The organism is Streptosporangium album (genome assembly GCF_014203795.1).
Classification (GTDB): Bacteria; Actinomycetota; Actinomycetes; order Streptosporangiales; family Streptosporangiaceae; genus Streptosporangium; species Streptosporangium album.
In genome coordinates, this window is record NZ_JACHJU010000001.1 from 905,874 (window position 1) to 922,444 (window position 16,571).

A 16,571-nucleotide genomic window follows, 5' to 3' on the forward strand; every position below is an offset into this window, starting at 1 on the left:
TCTGCGGGACGAGCAACCGCGATCCTCGGAACGTACCCGGGGAGCGCGCAATCGTCCACACTCCGCGTCATAGGGCCGCCGTGAACTCCCCGAACGGTACGGCCAGCCGCCGAAGATCGATCGCCCTTTTCTCCAGCTCGGCTATGACGGCGGCGTCGTGAGTCATCCACCCCCCGGACTGGAGCCCGATCTCACCATAATCGTGGATCAATGCCGTATGCCGGTCAAAGATGAGGAAATCAAAATGGTCTTCGTCGGGAAACCTCATGGCCGGGTCGCAGCGCACCACTTCGATGTTCTCACCGATCCTCACCCGGATCCGGTAGGCGACCAGCTCGTAGTCGAGGTAAGGCGTCAGCGGTTCCTGAACCAGGCGGATCCGCGCGTAGTCGATGCCCTTTTGCTCGACGTCCTCGTACAGTGACCTCTCGGCCTCCGACTCCTGCCGCAGCAATCTCTCGGCCTCCCGGACGTCACCCCGTTCATACGCGGCCTGGGACGTGGTCACCTCGCGCTCCCGATAGCTCTGCCAGCACTCAAGCTTGAGGAACCGTGACTCCGTCCGCGACCAGGCGTCCAGAAAGCACGTCCCGAACGCGTCGAGATCCAGCCGCCTGCCTGACCTTGTTGCCCACTGCGGGGGACGCATCTACCGCTCCAGAATGTCGCTCTTCGCCGATTTCCTAACGAAGACTCTCGTGTATTACGCCCGGTACCGGAATGCCTCGCGGAGGTCGCGGGGGCTTCACTGTTCTCTGGGCGTGGTCAGGCGCGCACGTCGGCGCGTTCCCGGACGAGGCTGGCGGTGTCGGGGTACAGGTCGTAGAGGGCTTGCAGGGCAATGCCGGCCTGGGCGTCGGTGATGGGCGAGTCGAGCTGGCGTTGCACCGTGTCGCGGACGGCGGTGGCGAACTCCGGCGGCCAGGTGAGGGCCCGGAGTCCTTTGATAATGCCGGTGTGGGCGTCGACCAGGACGACCGACACGATCAGGTGCTTGCCCTCTGGGTCGATGGGGCCGCTTTGGTCGCGCGCCGTTTCGTCTCGGGTCACCTGGTAGGGGGTGTCGGCCCGCTGGAGCGTGCCGAACCGGAAGGCCAGGACCGCGATGCCGTCCAGTTCCACCCATGCCCACTGGGGCAGCCCGCCGCGGATCTCGTGGACCTCTGCGGCAGTGGGGCTGGGGTAGAACAGGGCCAGTTCGCACCCGTCCGGAGTGAGTCGCAGTTGCATGGCCTGTGGCCACTGCTTAGAGCCTGTTACCCGGGTTCGACAGATGATTGTTCTACTAGGGGCATCAATGCCTGCCTGAACAGCGGAAACGCCTAGGGCGCGCCGGAAGGGCGTGTCACTAGGCGTGCAGGTGGTCGCGAGGCGGGACTCGGGCCGGCGGTCAGTCGGCGACGGCCAGATCGAGGATTTTCTTGGGCGCGGGGACGTCGAGGGCGGTGAACAGGTCGCGCTGGGGCTTGGTGAGCTCGGTGGACTGGCGGAAGGTGCCCGAGGGGCCGGTGTAGGCGATGACGTGCAGGCGCTGCAGTTCGGCGCGCAGCGTGGTCCAGGTCTGGCCGGTGGCGTTCTCGGCGACGCGGATCAGCAGCAGGGCGAGCCAGCAGAGCAGGACATGGGCGCGGATGCGGTCTTCGCGGCGGTGGTAGACGGGCCGCAGGTCGATGATCGATTTCATGTCGCGCCAGCCTCGTTCCACCTGCAGGAGTTGCTTGTATCCAAGCGCGACATCCTCGGGGCTCAGGCTGGGGTCGCTGCAGCGCAGCAGGTACTTGCCGTCCAGGTTCGTCTCGCGTTCGATCTTCGCGCGGTCGACGCGGAGTAGTCCACCGGGCGTCTGGCGTAGGAAACGGTGCAGGCCTGGCTTGGTGGAGATGACTCCGGCGAGCTCGGCTCGTTTGGTGCGGCTGAGGGTGTCGGTGCCGTCGATCATCTCGGTCAGCTGGGAGATGAGTTGCTCACGGACGGCGGCATCGCGGACGGCCTGATCGGGGTTATAGCAGATGATGAAGCGGTCAGCCGATCCGATCTTCACCTCTTTGACCTGCAGGTTGTCGGCGACGGTGGCATAGCGGCCCTGCCGGGACAGGGCCGTCTTGGCCTCGGCGGTGCCCGAGCGGAGCTTCTCGCCGATGATGTAGCCGGTGCCCCCTTGCATCAGAGCCTTGCGGTTCGTGGCGGAGGAGAAGCCTCGATCGGCCACGTAGATGACCTTGGACAGCGTCCATTCGCGCAGGTCGTCGCGGACCTGGCGGATGAGGGCCGAATCGCCGGTAGCGCCCGGCCAGGACCAGACCCGCACCGGAATGCCGTCGCGGGTCACCGCCATGCCGACCACGACCTGCGGGAGATCAGGCCGTGAGTCCTTGCTCTTGCCGTAGGAGCGGAACCCGCGCAGCTTCACCTTCTCCCCGGCGCCGTCTGGGTTGTCGTCGCCGGTGGCGGACGGGCCGGCGGGCTGGTCGAGGAGGCGGCCTCGCTCGTCGCGAGCGACGGGCTCATCGGCCTGATCGGTCTCGAAATACGTGCTGGTCGTATCGAAGAAGATCAAGTCGACTTCGAGGTTCAGCAGGTCGGTGACCTGGAAGTACACGTCCTTGGCCAGGACGGGTTCGATCTCGGCCAGCCAGTCCATTGCCCGGTGGCAGGCCTGCTCGTCGATGACGGTCAGGCCGTCGATGTGCACGTCGGAGTTGATCCACTCGGTCGCGGCCGGCTTGGACGACGGCGCGAGCGCCCGGTTGGCGACCAGCGCGAACAGCGTCCGCTCGGCTCGGGCGTCCATCCGCCGCCCGGCCAGCAGCCGCTTCATCGTGGCGTCGATGCCCAGCCGTCGCCACAGCCCGTCGAGCATGTGGGTGCCGCCCAGCGGGCGTGCCTCCAGGAATTCCAGTCCCGCCGGGGCGCTCAACACTGCGGCACGGTCCGGATCGAGCAGTCGGCCTAGCGACACGACCAGCCGCTCGATCGCGGCCCGGTCCAACTGGTCGGCGCGGCCGAAGGAGTGCAGCACCTTGGTCCGGGACCGCTGCGCGTCGGCGTCCCACTCGTTGTGGGCCAGTTGGAGGTAGCGGATCTCCTGGCCATCCTTGGTCCGCCGGGTCGCAGTCTTCACGTACATGCCACTAGACGATACCGCTATATCCCCGCGTAAATAGCCATCTTAGAGCGAAAGCGTGTCACTAGGCGATTTCGTTGTTTCCGCTAGCCGTGCGACCTGTGACCTGCACGTACAGATCCATAATGTCCCCGAAAGCCCGATGATCTGTCGAACCCGGGTGTTAGCGATCGGTTTGGGTGGGTTGGTGTGTCGGCTCTGGAGACAGGAGAGGGCTTCTGGTAGACGACGGGTGCGGTTCCTCCTGAGGGAGCGCGCGGTGGGCCGCTGCCCCTGGAGTCTGCTGACGTCAGGGGCGCACAGCCTCACGGGCTTGCGGTCCAGCGCTCAGTCCGCGCCTCGGACGCTGGCGAACAGCTCCGTGAGTGGAGTTGCGGGCCGGGCTCAAGGGGGGCTAATTAGGGAGCGCCTCCGGCGGGTGGGTGGGGCGTTAGAAATCTCGCCCGTCCGCGACGAAGTTGTACACTTCCTCGTCGAAGGGGCCGTGATACTCGCCCATCGCGCCGCTGAGGTCGACGTCGGTACTCGGGAATGCGGTCCGGAGCCGCTCCATCATGTGCTCGGACAGATAGTGGTGGTGGAGGTCCAAGCGCCGCAGATGAGTCAGAGGTTGGCCGGAGAGCAGACTCTCGGCTCCCTCGTCGGTGAGTGTTCCCCGTGCCAGGCTCAGCGACCGCAGGCGAGCCACCACGGGAGCGGTCGCCACCCTCTCAGCGATCTCGTTCTGTACCGCGCTGTTCTCCAGGCCGAGGAATCGCAGTGAAGGCAGCCGCTCACCGCTCAGGACCGGCTCCAGATCGTACTCGTCGGCCACCTCACCCTCGCCGTCATCAACGCCGAGCCATACGTCCAGGCGCTCCAGCACTGGCAGGTCGCTGGCCGCCACCGCCTGCATGACATCGGACGGTAGGCAGCAGGACTCGAGCCGCAGGGTCTTCAGCACGGCATGGTGGAAGGGCCGCAACTCCAGCCCCTGCTTTCCCCGTACCTCCAGCCGCTCCAACAGCGGGAAGCGTTCGGCTACGGGCGTAAGATCGGTCTGCCAGATCCACTCAAACGACCTCTCGTCGCCGAGAAACAACGCCTGGAGGTTTGGGAAGCGGTCGGCTGCCTCCAGCAGGAACGTGGCGGCGGCCGGACCGTCGAAGCCAGTGAAGCCCATGACCAGGACGTTCACCTGCGTGGTGTCGACCGCCCCGAGAAAGCGCTCGAAGACCTCGTGGAACTCGGGCGGACCGGAGACCGGCGCGCTGAGGTGCCAGGCCGGACCCTGCGGGACGACGCCGCCAGCACCGCCCGGATCGAACTCCACCACCGACTGGCCATGGAACTCCTTGCTGCGCTGATAACCAGGCATCAACCCTCGCCCTTCCTCTACCAAGACGCATCAGGCTATCGCGAACAAATATGGGTGCGGTTCCTCCTGAGGGAGCGCGCGGTGGGCCGCGCAGCTCAACCAGTCCCCGAGAAGGAACCGCACCCTTGGATGACTGTCTACCGGTTTCCTGCCGCCAGCGCCGGTTGTGTTGTGCCCGGTTGTCTGTGCCGGGATCGGGTCCGGTCGTATCCGTCGGATCTGACCGATGAGCAGTGGCGGGTGCTGCGGCCGGAGGCCGAGGCGGTGATGGCCGAGTTGCGCAGGGGCCCGGGCGGTGCGCCGATGCGCCATGATCTGCGGGCGGTGCTGGACGCGATCGGCTATGTGACCAGGTACGGGATCGAGTGGCGGGCCATGCCGGTGGACTTCCCGCCGTGGCCGGCGGTGTATGCGTTTTTCGAGCGCTGGTCCGCCCGGGGGATGCCGCAGCGCTTGGTGGATCGGCTACGCGGCCGGATCCGGGTCGCGGCCGGCCGCAAGGAGACGCCGACCGCGGCGGTGATCGATGCGCAGAGCGTGAAGGCGGCCGAGACCGTCGGCCCGGCCACCTGCGGGTACGACGGCGGTAAGAAGATCAAGGGGCAGAAGCGGCATATCGCGGTCGACACGCTCGGCCTGCTGATCTGCGTGATCGTCACCGCGGCCTCGGTGCAGGACCGTGACGGCGCCGCTCCGCTGCTGGCCCGGCTGACCGAGAAGTTCTCCACCATCAGCCTGGTATGGGCTGACGGCGGTTACGCCGGACGGCTGGTCACCTGGACCAAGAAGGTCCTGGCCTGCACCGTCGAGATCGTCAAGCGCAGCGACGACATGAAGGGATTCGTCGTGCTGCCCCGCCGGTGGGTGGTGGAGAGGTCCTTCGCCTGGCTGATGCGACACCGCCGTCTGGTCCGCTGCTACGAACGAAAACCCGAGCATCACGAAGCCATGGTGCTGTGGGCCGCCGCCCACCAGATGACCCGCCGCCTCGCCCGTGACCTGGCAGGACTGCCGGCCCACGGCCGCTGGAGCGACCCTCCACCGCTACCGGCGCCAACCAGCCCCGACCGGCGCGACAAGGTCCTCGAACTCATGGCCGCCCAGCCCTGGCGGGCATGGAAGGGCACCGAACTGGCCGCCATCCTCGGGATCCACAACGTCAACAGCTTCCGCGTCCAACTGTCCCAATGGTCACACCAAGGCCACATCAACAAGATCGGCCCTGCCCTCTACGGACCCGCACTTAAGCATCTGTGAACAGGCTCTTACGGGTCTGGCTGTAGGGCTCGCCGACCGCGTAGCGGTACGTCATTGATGACCTTTCTTGCCGGGCTCTGTCGATTGTGGTGGGGCGGGCTGCAGGAAGCCCTTGGTTTAGTCGGTGAAGGCGCGGTGCATGGCCCGGGCGGTGGCCTTGGCGTGCTCGGCTTCCCGCTCGGCCACAAGGTCGGGGTGGAGGGCATCGAACGCGTCGAGGGCTTTCTCCGCCGCCTCTGCTTCCGCCTCGGCGGCCATGACGGGCCCCCACGATGCTTCGTGGTCCTGGGCGTTGATGCTGGCGGTCTCGGCCTTGCCGTACGCGATCTCCAACGCGGTGACCAGTTCGGTTCGCTGGCCTTTCGGGGTCTTCTCCCATGCTTCCCGCTCCGCGTCGAGAACGGTCTGGAGGGTGGCGGCCTCCTCGTCGGTGATCTGCAGGACCTTGCGGGAGCCGATGGCCTTGACCATCTCGCCCTGTCGCCCGTCCGGCTTGGGTCGGAGGTGGATGTTGCCGGAGGTGTACGGCTGGCCGTCTATGGAGACGTCCCAGTGGATGGCCATCATCTCGTGCGGCTGGTGTGTGTGGCGGGTGATGGTGGCAGTCCGGCCGTCAGTGAGGGTTTTAGTGAGTGGCTTCAAGATGACGGTCCTTCCTGAGGCAGTGCAGAGCGGGTGTTGGCTGTGGTGGGGCGGCCGCGTGGCCGCTGGATTTTCGCCCACCACGGGTCGCAGTCGCTGGGCAGGTAGCGCAGGCGGGGCTCGCCGGGGTTGACCGGTTGGGGCGGGGCGGGCACGGCGGGGTCAGCCTGGTGGTCGCGTTCGGATCGTTGCCAGGCGCGGGTGACGGCGCCCCGGTCAACCTTCCAGCGGCGGGCCAACTCCGTCTTGCTCAGCGGCCAGTTTTCGGCCATGGGTGGTTCTCCTCCGGGCGGGGCGGCGTACCGCCCCGCCGTGTTCAGCGGTGGTGCTTTGTGCAGGTCAGGCGAACGACAGCATGTAGTCGGGATCGCGGTTGCACCGGTTGCAGACTCTTCCGGCGATGCCGGAGGAGTCGCGCCGGTCATGGCGGGCGGTGCCCTGGTGGCACTCGTCTACGGGCATTTCCCCATCATTGCCGGCATCCTCCTGACCGCCCTGGGCATCGAGGGCGTGGTCGCACACATCGGCGATGGCGAGCCGCTGGGGGTGTTCTCCGCCCTCGCGCTCTACGGCGGCGTCGCACTGTATCTGCTCGGACATCTGCTGTTCGGGCTGCGCATGCACGGCGCTCTGAACCGCCCGCGGCTGCTCGCGGCATGTGCCTTGTCGGCGGCCGCGCCGATCGCCGTGGCACTCACACCGCTGGCCAGCCTGACCGGCGTGGTGGTCATCCTGGTCGCCCTGATCGTCGTCGAGACCATGCACATACGGCGAGCAGAAATGTGCAAAGACACAAGAGTTCTGGGGCTCGTTCTCCCCATACATGACTGATTGCGTGGTACCTGCCTGCTGAGAAAGGACGGACGATGACCAACGACCGCCGCAGCGCGATCTCGCTGCAAGTCAACGACGTAACGCACCGGTTGACCGTCGACAACCGCACGACGCTGCTCGACGCGTTGCGCGAGGATCTCGGCCACACCGGTCCGAAGAAGGGCTGCGATCACGGGCAATGCGGGGCGTGCACCGTGCTGCTCGACGGCAGACGCGTGGTGTCCTGCCTGACGTTGGCAGTCGCCGCCGAAGGCACCGAGGTCACCACCATCGAAGGCGTCAAGCATCCGCTCCAGGCGGCCTTCGTCGAGCATGACGGTTTCCAGTGCGGCTACTGCACGTCCGGGCAGCTCTGCTCGGCTGTCGGGATGCTGGCCGAGCACGCGGCGGGCTGGCCCAGCGCAGTGACTGCCGATGTCTCTCCCGATGCCCCGCCGCCGGCCTTGGACGCGGCAGAGGTGCGTGAGCGGATGAGCGGCAATCTGTGCCGCTGCGGGGCGTACCCAGCGATCGTGCGTGCCGTAATCGAGGTGGCGGGATGAAGGAGTTCGCCTACCGGCGCGCGACGGACCTCCGTGACGCGCTGATCGCGGGCAGCGGCGGCGCGCGCTACCTAGGCGGTGGCACGAACCTCGTCGACCTGATGAAGGACGGAGTCGAAGCACCCGACCGGCTGATTGACGTGCGGCAGTTGCCATTTGCCGGAATCCGCGAGACACCGGACGGCGGACTGCTCATCGGCGCCACGACCACCAACAGCGACCTCGCAGCCCATCCCGAGATACGGCGGCGCTACCCGGCGCTGAGCCAGGCGGTGCTGGCTGGCGCGTCCGGACAGCTGCGCAACATGGCCACGGTGGGCGGCAACCTCCTTCAACGGACCCGGTGCGCCTACTTTGCCGACCCCTCGCAGGCCTGCAACAAGCGACTGCCCGGCAGCGGGTGTCCCGCGATCGCCGGGGAGCACCACAACCACGCCATCCTCGGCAGGTCGCCACATTGTGCCGCCACCCATCCCTCGGACATGGCGGTGGCGCTGGTCGCGTTCGACGCGGTCGTGCGCTACGAGACGCTCGAGGGCGTGGGCGAGATCCCGCTGGAGAAGTTCTACCTGCCCGTCGGCGATACACCGCAGCGGGAGACGGCCCTGCCACCGGGAGCCCTGATCACGGCGGTCGTCCTCCCGGGATCTGCGGTTTCCCCGCGGTCGCGCTATCGGAAGGTGCGCGAGCGTGCGTCGTATGCCTTCGCCACCGTCTCCATCGCTGCCGGCTTGGACGGTGACAGGGGCTCGGCACGGATCGCCCTCGGCGGTGTCGCCTCGCGGCCGTGGCGTGCTCGGACCGCCGAGTTCTTCCTGCTGGAGGGTCCCACCACCGCCGACAGATTCCGAGCCGCCGCCGATGCCGAACTGTCGGCCGCCGAACCGCTGCCCGGCAACGGATACAAGGTGACGCTCGCCCGCAACCTGATCGTGGCGGTCCTGGAGGAGGTCCACGCATGAACACCACAACCGGCGCCATCGGGATCGCCCGGCCCAGGATCGAGGGACGGGCCAAGGTCACCGGAGCCGCACGCTACGCCGCCGACGTGCCGACGCCGAACCTGCTCTTCGGCTCGGTCGTTCTGTCCACCGTGTCCCGGGGGCGCATCCATGGCGTCGACGTCTCGGCCGTCCAGGACATGCCCGGCGTGGTGGGCGTGATCCACCACACCAACGCGCCCCGCCTCAACCCGAAGGCAGGAGGCTTCTTCGGCCCGGACGGCCAGTTGCAGCTGTTGCAGGACGCGGTGATCCCCTTCGCCGGCCGGCCCGTCGCGCTCGTCGTGGCCGAGACGCTGGAGCAGGCGCAGGCGGCAGCCGCCGCGTTGCCGGTGACCTACGAGGAGGAGCCGCACGATACCGCCTTCACCGCCGATCATCCGGCGGGCCGTCCGGCGGTGACGATCTTCGACGGCCCCGTGGACGTCGGTGACGTCGAGGCCGAGCTGGCCGCGTCCGCCGTGGTGGTCGAGGAGCGCTATCGCACGCCCGAGGAGCATTGCAGCGCGATGGAGCCGCACTCGGCGACCGCGTGGTGGGAGGGCGAGCGCCTGGAAGCCATCGACTCCAATCAGGGGCCGTTCACCATAGCCGCCACCATGGCCACGCTGTTTTCCCTGAGCCTTGATCAGGTGCACATCCGCACCGAGCATGTCGGCGGCGGGTTCGGCTCCAAGGGGTTGTGTGGCCCTCAGCTGATCCTGGCCGCGATGGCCGCGCTGCGGTTTCGGCGGCCCGTACGGGTCACGCTGACCCGCGCCCAGGTGTTCCTCACCACTGCGATGCGGCCGGCCACCGATCAGCTCATCCGGATCGGCGCCGATGCCGACGGCCACCTGCGGGCGATCTGGCACGAGCCCGCTTTCGAGATCTCTCCGCTGGCGGAATACATCGAGGGCTGCACCGAGCTCACCAAAACCCTCTACGCGGCGACGGCCATCCGGACGAACCTCACCGCAGTCCCGCTCGACGTCCTGCCGCCGAGCTCGATGCGCGGACCCGGCGCCGTTCCCGGCTCGTTCGTCCTCGAATCCGCCATGGACGAGCTGGCGGAGAGGCTGGGCCTCGATCCCCTGGAGCTGCGGCTGCGCAACGAGCCGGTGGTCGGTCCCGTGTCCGGCCTGCCGTTCAGTAGCCGAAACCTCGTCGCCTGCCTGCGAGAAGGCGCGCGCAGGTTCGGCTGGGACACGCGAGATCATCGGCCGCGGCTGCGGCGTGAAGGAGCCCTGCTGATCGGCACCGGGCTGGCCGCCACGTCCTTCAGCGCCGGTGCGTTCCCCTCGTCGGCATCGATCACCGCCGAGCCGGACGGGACCTTCATCGTCGCCATCGGCGCCACCGACCTCGGCACCGGCGCACGCACCGCGCTGACCGCGATCGCCGCCGACGCGCTGGCCGTCGGCACCGAGCGGATCCACCTCAAGATCTCCGACAGCGCCCTCGGACCCGCCTGGGCCGCGGGCGGATCTCGGGGAACCACGTCCTGGGCCTGGGCGATCGCCGAAGCGGCGGCGAAGCTGCGCGACCAGGACTACCGCGGGACGGTCACGGTCGACACCAGCCAATCGCTCGGCGACCTGCCCTCCCAGGAACGGCACGCCTACAGCGCCATATTCGCCCAGGTGAGCGTCGACCCGGCGACCGGCGAGGCGCGCTTACGCCGGCTGCTCGGGATGTTCGCCGTGGGCCGGGTGGTCAACCCGCTCATGGCCCGCAGTCAGGTCATCGGAGGGATGATCGGCGGGCTGTCCATGGCTCTGCACGAGGAAGGTGTTCGCGATCCGGTCTCGGGCCGGCACGTCAACGCGGACTTCGCCGGCTATCACATCGCCGCGCACGCCGACGTGCCCGACATCGAGGCCGACTTCGTGCCCGACTACGAACCCGGCATTCCCATGGGCATCAAGGGCGCCGGTGAGATCGGCAATGTGGGTACGGCTGCCGCGATCGCGAACGCCGTCTGGCATGCCACGGGGGTCAGGCAGCGGTCCTTGCCGATCCGGCTCGACCGGGTGCTCGAGGCGTGAGCAGGTTTCAGCGCGCCGCCCCCGCGGGAAGGCGCGTGGCGTCCTGGCTGGGTGACATGCCGAACTGGCGGCGGTACTCGCGGCTGAACTGGGACGGACTCTCGTAGCCCACTCGGCGGCTGACGGCGGCGATGTCAGCCGGGGCTGCGGCGAGCTGAAGCCGGGCCTGCTGGAGCCGGATCCGCTTCTGGAATTGAATCGGGCTCATCGCGGTGACGGCTTGAAAGTTCCGATGGAAGGTGGAGACGCTCATGCTCGCCACTTTGGCCACGTCCTCGACGCGGAACGGCTGGGTGTAGTGGTCGCGGATCCACTGGATGGCGCGGGCGATGTGGCTGAGGCTGCTGTCGGGCAGCCCGAACTGCCGGACGATCGCGCCCTGATCGCCGGTGATCAGGCGCCAGAGAATCTCGCGTTTGATGAGCGGCGCGAGGACGGTGATGTCACGGGGGCGGTCGAGCAGGCGCAGCAGGCGGATGACGGCATCGAGGAGCTCGGGGGAGGCGGTGCTGACGGCCAAGCCGGGTGGCACGCCCTCACCGTGCTCCGGCAGCTCACCCGGCGCCGCCTGCAACAGCACCTCCGCCACGGCAGCCGGGTGCAGGGTCAGCCCGACGCCCAGCCCCGGCAGCTCCGCACTGGCCCTGGCGAAGTGAGCGGTCACCGGGAGGTCGACCGAGGCGATGAGGTATTGCCCCTCACGGTACTCGTACACCTTCTCGCCCAACGCGAAGCGCTTCGTGCCCTGGGCGACGACGGCCAGCACCTTGCCATAGGTCGTCGGCGTCGGTGGCTGGGGCTGCTCGGCCCTGAAGATCAGGACATCTTCGATGGGGGTGGCGAGATCGGGCCGAGCATGGCGGTGGAGGAGGTCGCGAAGCTCGTCGAGGGCCATGATCCCCATCCAAACACCACGCGAGACCTGGAGACAACGAAGCCGACGCCGCAGACACGCACCAGTCGATAACACGCGGCAAGGTGCCTGCGATGACCGGATTATCACATCCCATCCGCAACAGGGCGATGAAGGATTCAGTCAAGTTACGACGATTCCCTCTGACGACGTGGTGATCCTCATTTGGCACCTGCCTTTTCTCACTGAGATCGTTTCATCCTGAAGGTGCTGGTCAGGCGCCTGGTGTGATCGAGTGAGGGTGTACTCGCGCTGGTCGCGGGTGGTGATCATGCCGGGTGATCGTCTGTCATCGGGTGTGCTCGGTGGTGGCCAGGACCATCAGGGCGCGCAGCAGGGTGGTGGCGTGGGTGGCGCGCATGCGGACCTTGATCAGGATGCGCCGGTTCTTCAGGGCGGCGAAGCCGTGTTCGACGGGGGCGCGTTCGGCACTGATCAGCTGGTTGGCCTGCTTTTCGGCCGTGGTCAGGGGGCGGTTGCGGGCGGCTTTGCGGCCGGTGATGATGACCGGGTCGTCGGGGTTGTCGTCCAGGCCGACGAAGCCGAGATCGGCGATGGCGCCCAGCCCGGCCCTGCGGAGCTGCTCGGTGAGCCGGTTGTGACGGGCGGTAGTGATCTCGCTGGAGCGGCCAGGCCGGGCGGCCGAGATCCACAGCAGGTTGCCCTTGCGGTCGGTCAGGGCCAGCACCAACACCCCATGGACCTTGTGTTTCCCCGAGTAGTTCTTGCGGTTGTCGGCGCCGGTGCGGCGGCGGGTGCGCACCAGGGTGCCATCCAGCAGCACCACTTCACCCCCGGACTTGGCGAGCTTCTTCAGGACGCGGTCCAGGCGGGGCGCGCGGGTGGCCAGCAGGTCGATGACCTCCAGCATCCAGCGGCGCACGGTGGAGGCCGAGACGTGGTTGGCGCCGGCCAGGTCGGCCAGGCGGTGATCGTGGCGGAGGAAGGCGACCACGATGGTGGCGATCTGGCCCGGGGACAGTTTCCGCCACCGTGAGCCGATCACCTTCAGATGGCCGCGCAGCAGGTCGGCGACGAAGGTGAGGGTTCGGGTGGACAGCGGCAGCAGGCAGCGGTAGACAGGGGACGGCGCGTCCTCGGCCGTGGTGTTGGTTGTTGTCACAAACCGCCATGCCCCCGGCTGGGGGCGCGCTCAGGCTGTTCGCCCGGCGATGCCCTGGTCAGGGGCTGGTCAGGGATAGCGACCCCGGTATCGGGGCCGCGTTGGTCAGGACGACGGGGCGAACGCGCCGCTGGGGGTCTTGCGCAGCCGGCCTCGCTCGGCCAGCCGTTTCAGCTTGGCCCGGACCCCCTCCACCTGCCCTGAGGCGACCGGCAGTCCGAGCTGCTCGCAGATCGCCTTGCAGATCACCGGGCCGCCGGCGGCGTCTACCGCGGCCAGCAGCGCCTGATAGTCGGCGGGCAGGTCCCCGGCGTCATCGGCTTCGTGTCGGAAGGGGATCAACCGGCCGCCGGACAGAAACTCCACGCCCCGTTCTGCCTGGGCCGCGGCCCGGGCCGCCGTCAGTGCCACCCGGTACACCGGTGTCGGCATATCGGCCGGGTCTTGGCCGGCACCGCACGCCTGCTCCGCAGCGGGGACTTCGGCGAGGATCTCCTTGACGACCTGCTCGGCCACCCTCAGCCGGTCCAGGTCGTCTTCGGCTTCGGTCAGCTGGGTACGGAGCCGTTCGGCGTGCGCGGTCGTGGAGACCAGTCGCGCGGTGATCTCCTCCAGCAGCCTCTGCGACACGGGCGTCCTCCGGCAGCGACACGTCTGTTACCTGGTGAAAGCATCCGGACACGGACGATAACGATCCGGGTCGTGTCGTCGCAGTCGAATCACGGAAGGTCCGCATTTGTCCGTGGCGGACGATCAACGGCGATGATCACCACCATCCACCAGCAGAGATCACGCCAATCCCAGCCAGGCCATCCGCTTCCACCTGCGGAAACAAGATGGAATTAGCTCATTGACGACCATCACGAGCCCCGGCAAAGGTACGCCGGAAAGCCGACATGATCTCGGCGGCCTAGGAGCCTGCTCCTAACGTGAGAACCTCCTCGGAGAGGAGATCCTGCGACGAAACATGCGGAAGTCTGGAGACATGAAGAGCGTCGCTACTGCCGCACTACTTGCGTCCCTTATCGTCACTCCTCCATCGTCACCGCCCGCCCTTCACTCGTGCGCCGCCGCGACCCAGAAGTGCGAGGGTACGATCTCGGTTCCGCTCGACTGGAGCGACCCCGACTCCGAAAAGATCACCGTGGCGTTCGCCTGGCTGCCCGCGAAGGGTGCGACGGGGACGATCCTCGCCGATCCCGGTGGGCCCGCAGCCGCGCTGCCCGCACTGCCGATCATCGTGGAGTCGCTCGGTCCCGTGCTCGACCGGCAGAACCTGCTGGTGGTCGAACCGCGAGGGCAGGGAAAATCGAGCCCGCTGCTCTGCCCTGACATCGACCTCAACGTGCAGTCCACGATCGCCGCGTGCGCCACCCTGCTCGGGCCGCGTACCCAGTTCTTCACCACCGACCAGACCGTGGCCGACCTCGACGCTGTACGGCAGGCGCTGGGCGTGCCCAGGGTGAGCTTCTACGGCAACTCCTACGGAACCGTCTTCGCCCAGGCCTACGCCACGCGCTTCCCGGCGAGCACGGCCGCGGTGTTCCTCGACAGCGTCGTCCTCACCACCCGCGCGGGCTACACCGACTGGGGGATGCGCATGCGCCTGAGCAACCTCGACCTGGTCTGCGACGCGTCCGTCGCCTGCAGGCGGCTGCCGGGAACCCCGTCGGGTATCTTCACGCGCCTGGTGAAGACGCTTCGCGCCCACCCCGACCCGGAGGCGCCCATCGCCACGCTGGCGGCACTGGGGCAGTACGCCTCCCAGCCGGTGATCGGCCGCGAGATCGTGGCGGCCGCGGCCGCCTACCTCGGCGGCGACCCGCTCCCGCTGCGCAGGCTCGCGACGGAGGCGGGCTCGGCGCCCTACCCGCCGCTCAAGGGCGCGCACTGGGCCGGCTACCTCGCCTACGTATGCGGCGACGGCGCGTTCCCCTTCGACAAGGCCGCCTCCCCGGCCGAACGTGACCGCCAGCTCAGGGCGTTCTACGCCAAGGAGCGTCCGGCCTGGCCGTTCACGCTCGCCGAGCTGGGTGGCAGCACGCTGTACGACTTCTGTGTGAACTGGCCGACCCCGCGGCAGAGCCCGCCCGTGCGCCCCGGCTCGACCTATCCCGCCGTCCCCGCCCTGACCGTGGCGGGCGACTTCGACACTCACACCCCCGCCGAGGTGGCCGCGCTGACCAGCCGGTTCCCGAAGAGCACGTTCTCCCAGGTCCGCTACGGCGTGCACAGCATGGCGTGGTCGGAGGGGTGCGTGCGTGAGGGTATGCGCGCCTTCCTCGCCGCCCCCGCGCACCCGGCCACCGACCCCCGTTGCGACCTGGAGAACTATAAGGCGGTCGGGTCGTTCCCCGTCTCGGCGAAGGACGTCGCGCCCGTCCGCTCGGCAGCTCTGTCACGCGCCGAGCGGACGCTCGTCGCGGGCCTCTACGCCACCGCCGACGACGCGCTGGCCCGCCGCAATCCTCTGGCGAGCCTGCACGCCAGGATGACCACCGAGGCGGGGCTGCGCGGGGGCCGCGTCGACTTCGACGACAATAACAACGTCATCCGCCTCCACGCAGCGAAGCTCGCAGGGGACTTGCCTGTGACCGGGACCATCACGCTCGGCGCGAAGGTGAGCGCCGAACTCGTGACGGGCGGGCGCACGGTGAAGCTGTCGTGGACGCCCTTCCTGGCCAAGGACCGGATCACACTGAGCGGCTCGCTGAACGGCCGTGCTTTTACGGCCGTCACGTGATCAACTCACGGCCTGGAAATCCCGAAGCCACGGCCAGCGAGCGTCTGACGGCCCTGTGGCAAAATGACATGGATGCGGTTCCATGCCGATCTGCACATCCACTCGCAATACTCCAGGGCCTGCAGCAAGTAGTAGGCGGCTAGGTGCTGCGTTCCTGAATGAGGGTGTACATTCCTGCTGACCTGGGGCGATGATGGTCTCAGGGGGGATTGTCATGCCGAAGTTGTTGTTTGCGCGTCCGCCGGTGGACGCCGAGGAGGCGCGGTACCGGCACGGGCCCGAAATCCTGGAAACGGGGAGGCGGCACACCTTGGGTCCCAGGAGGGCGCCACGCCACTCGTCCCGCCAGTCTTCGAGAGGCTGAGCGTCCTCTCCGGTCGTCTGGCGCACCTCGTCGGTCACCGTGTCGCAGCCGGTCACTCGGGCGTGGAAGCCGGCCCGCGACCCCGCATGGCTCCGGCGACTTTGATGCCCTACCCCTAAATTGGTAAGTAAAAATCTAATTTGATACGGTCGTGTCGTGCGACTGACAAAGTTCACCGACCTGGCCCTGCGCGTCACCATGCGCCTGGCGGTCACGGAGCAGGGGGTGACCCTCACCACCCGGCAGGTGGCCGAGGCGATGGCGATCCCCTACACCCACACCGCCAAGGCCATCGCCCGGCTCCAGCACCTCGGGGTGGTGGAGGCTCGCCGGGGGCGCGGCGGCGGCTTGGAGCTGACCGGCTTCGGCCGTACGGCGTCGCTGGGCTGGCTCGTCCGTGAACTGGAGGGCGAGGAGGAGGTCGTCGCATGCGAGGGGGAAACCCCTTGCCCGCTGCGTGCCGCCTGTCGCCTGCGCGGCGCACTACGCAACGCCCAGCGTGCTTTCTACGCGTCGCTGGATCCGCTCACCGTGGACGATCTGGTCGCCTCGCCGACCGGGCCGGTACTGCTCAGCCTCAGCTGATCGACGGCATGCGCCCGACTCCTCGAAGGCGGCCTCAAATATGAAGATCATTTACTAGT

The 16,571-nt window shown here is 68.0% G+C and carries 17 protein-coding genes; 7 read left to right on the plus strand and 10 right to left on the minus strand.

Annotation, left to right across the window (positions count from 1 at the left end):
• Positions 1-67 precede the first annotated feature (67 nt).
• The 4 genes from FHR32_RS04220 to FHR32_RS04235 all read right to left on the minus strand — a co-directional run bounded on the left by FHR32_RS04220 (position 68) and on the right by FHR32_RS04235 (position 4,481).
• On the minus strand, positions 68-649 hold the full coding sequence (locus tag FHR32_RS04220; RefSeq protein WP_184753083.1) for a DUF6879 family protein: 582 nt from the start codon (positions 647-649) through the stop codon (positions 68-70).
• A 116-nt stretch (positions 650-765) separates the two neighbouring features.
• Positions 766-1,230, minus strand: a complete 465-nt coding sequence (locus tag FHR32_RS04225; protein WP_184753084.1) for a hypothetical protein — start codon at positions 1,228-1,230, stop codon at positions 766-768.
• Positions 1,231-1,390: 160 nt separating this feature from the next.
• On the minus strand, positions 1,391-3,127 hold the full coding sequence (locus FHR32_RS04230; protein WP_184753085.1) for an IS1634 family transposase: 1,737 nt from the start codon (positions 3,125-3,127) through the stop codon (positions 1,391-1,393).
• 427 nt (positions 3,128-3,554) lie between these two features.
• Positions 3,555-4,481 carry an STM4015 family protein gene (locus tag FHR32_RS04235; RefSeq protein ID WP_184753086.1) on the minus strand — a complete coding sequence of 309 codons (927 nt, stop codon included), beginning with the start codon at positions 4,479-4,481 and terminating at the stop codon, positions 3,555-3,557.
• Between the two features lie 129 nt (positions 4,482-4,610).
• Between FHR32_RS04235 and FHR32_RS04240 the strand changes: the two genes are divergently transcribed.
• On the plus strand, positions 4,611-5,738 hold the full coding sequence (locus tag FHR32_RS04240) for an IS5 family transposase (RefSeq protein ID WP_221465255.1): 1,128 nt from the start codon (positions 4,611-4,613) through the stop codon (positions 5,736-5,738).
• Positions 5,739-5,855: 117 nt separating this feature from the next.
• Here the strand turns inward: FHR32_RS04240 and FHR32_RS04245 are convergent, their stop codons facing one another.
• The 3 genes from FHR32_RS04245 to FHR32_RS45730 all read right to left on the minus strand — a co-directional run bounded on the left by FHR32_RS04245 (position 5,856) and on the right by FHR32_RS45730 (position 6,842).
• Complete coding sequence (locus tag FHR32_RS04245; RefSeq protein WP_184753087.1) at positions 5,856-6,380, minus strand: hypothetical protein; 525 nt, start codon at positions 6,378-6,380, stop codon at positions 5,856-5,858.
• Positions 6,377-6,652, minus strand: a complete 276-nt coding sequence (locus tag FHR32_RS04250; protein WP_184753088.1) for a hypothetical protein — start codon at positions 6,650-6,652, stop codon at positions 6,377-6,379. Before FHR32_RS04250 ends, FHR32_RS04245 begins: the two co-directional genes overlap by 4 nt.
• 67 nt (positions 6,653-6,719) lie before the next feature.
• The gene (locus FHR32_RS45730; protein ID WP_281391037.1) at positions 6,720-6,842 is read right to left on the minus strand and encodes a hypothetical protein; all 123 of its coding nucleotides are present in this window, start codon (positions 6,840-6,842) and stop codon (positions 6,720-6,722) included.
• On the opposite strand from FHR32_RS45730, the gene FHR32_RS04255 reads away from it, so the two are divergent.
• The 4 genes from FHR32_RS04255 to FHR32_RS04270 are packed head-to-tail and all read left to right on the plus strand — an operon-like array spanning position 6,822 to position 10,784.
• Entirely contained in the window at positions 6,822-7,211 is a 390-nt protein-coding gene (locus FHR32_RS04255; RefSeq protein ID WP_184753089.1) for a low temperature requirement protein A, read from the plus strand. The two genes, FHR32_RS45730 and FHR32_RS04255, sit on opposite strands and share 21 nt — an antisense overlap.
• A 35-nt stretch (positions 7,212-7,246) precedes the next feature.
• A complete protein-coding gene (locus FHR32_RS04260; RefSeq protein WP_184753090.1) occupies positions 7,247-7,756 on the plus strand; it encodes a 2Fe-2S iron-sulfur cluster-binding protein in 510 nt (169 codons plus the stop codon).
• A complete protein-coding gene (locus tag FHR32_RS04265) occupies positions 7,753-8,718 on the plus strand; it encodes an FAD binding domain-containing protein (RefSeq protein WP_184753091.1) in 966 nt (321 codons plus the stop codon). The genes FHR32_RS04260 and FHR32_RS04265 overlap by 4 nt, the downstream gene beginning before the upstream one ends.
• Complete coding sequence (locus FHR32_RS04270) at positions 8,715-10,784, plus strand: xanthine dehydrogenase family protein molybdopterin-binding subunit (protein WP_184753092.1); 2,070 nt, start codon at positions 8,715-8,717, stop codon at positions 10,782-10,784. Before FHR32_RS04265 ends, FHR32_RS04270 begins: the two co-directional genes overlap by 4 nt.
• 7 nt (positions 10,785-10,791) lie before the next feature.
• On the opposite strand, the gene FHR32_RS04275 is transcribed toward FHR32_RS04270, so the two are convergent.
• From FHR32_RS04275 to FHR32_RS04285, 3 genes are all read right to left on the minus strand, one after another.
• Positions 10,792-11,688 (minus strand): AraC family transcriptional regulator, encoded by an 897-nt coding sequence (locus FHR32_RS04275; RefSeq protein ID WP_246465963.1) that lies wholly within the window; start codon positions 11,686-11,688, stop codon positions 10,792-10,794.
• Positions 11,689-11,986: 298 nt separating this feature from the next.
• A complete protein-coding gene (locus FHR32_RS04280; RefSeq protein ID WP_184753093.1) occupies positions 11,987-12,820 on the minus strand; it encodes a transposase family protein in 834 nt (277 codons plus the stop codon).
• 105 nt (positions 12,821-12,925) lie between these two features.
• Positions 12,926-13,450 (minus strand): hypothetical protein, encoded by a 525-nt coding sequence (locus FHR32_RS04285; protein WP_184753094.1) that lies wholly within the window; start codon positions 13,448-13,450, stop codon positions 12,926-12,928.
• A 514-nt stretch (positions 13,451-13,964) separates the two neighbouring features.
• Between FHR32_RS04285 and FHR32_RS04290 the strand changes: the two genes are divergently transcribed.
• Both FHR32_RS04290 and FHR32_RS04295 read left to right on the plus strand, forming a co-directional pair.
• The gene (locus FHR32_RS04290; protein WP_184753095.1) at positions 13,965-15,563 is read left to right on the plus strand and encodes an alpha/beta fold hydrolase; all 1,599 of its coding nucleotides are present in this window, start codon (positions 13,965-13,967) and stop codon (positions 15,561-15,563) included.
• A 520-nt stretch (positions 15,564-16,083) separates the two neighbouring features.
• Positions 16,084-16,512, plus strand: a complete 429-nt coding sequence (locus FHR32_RS04295; protein WP_184753096.1) for an RrF2 family transcriptional regulator — start codon at positions 16,084-16,086, stop codon at positions 16,510-16,512.
• Positions 16,513-16,571: the final 59 nt, after the last annotated feature.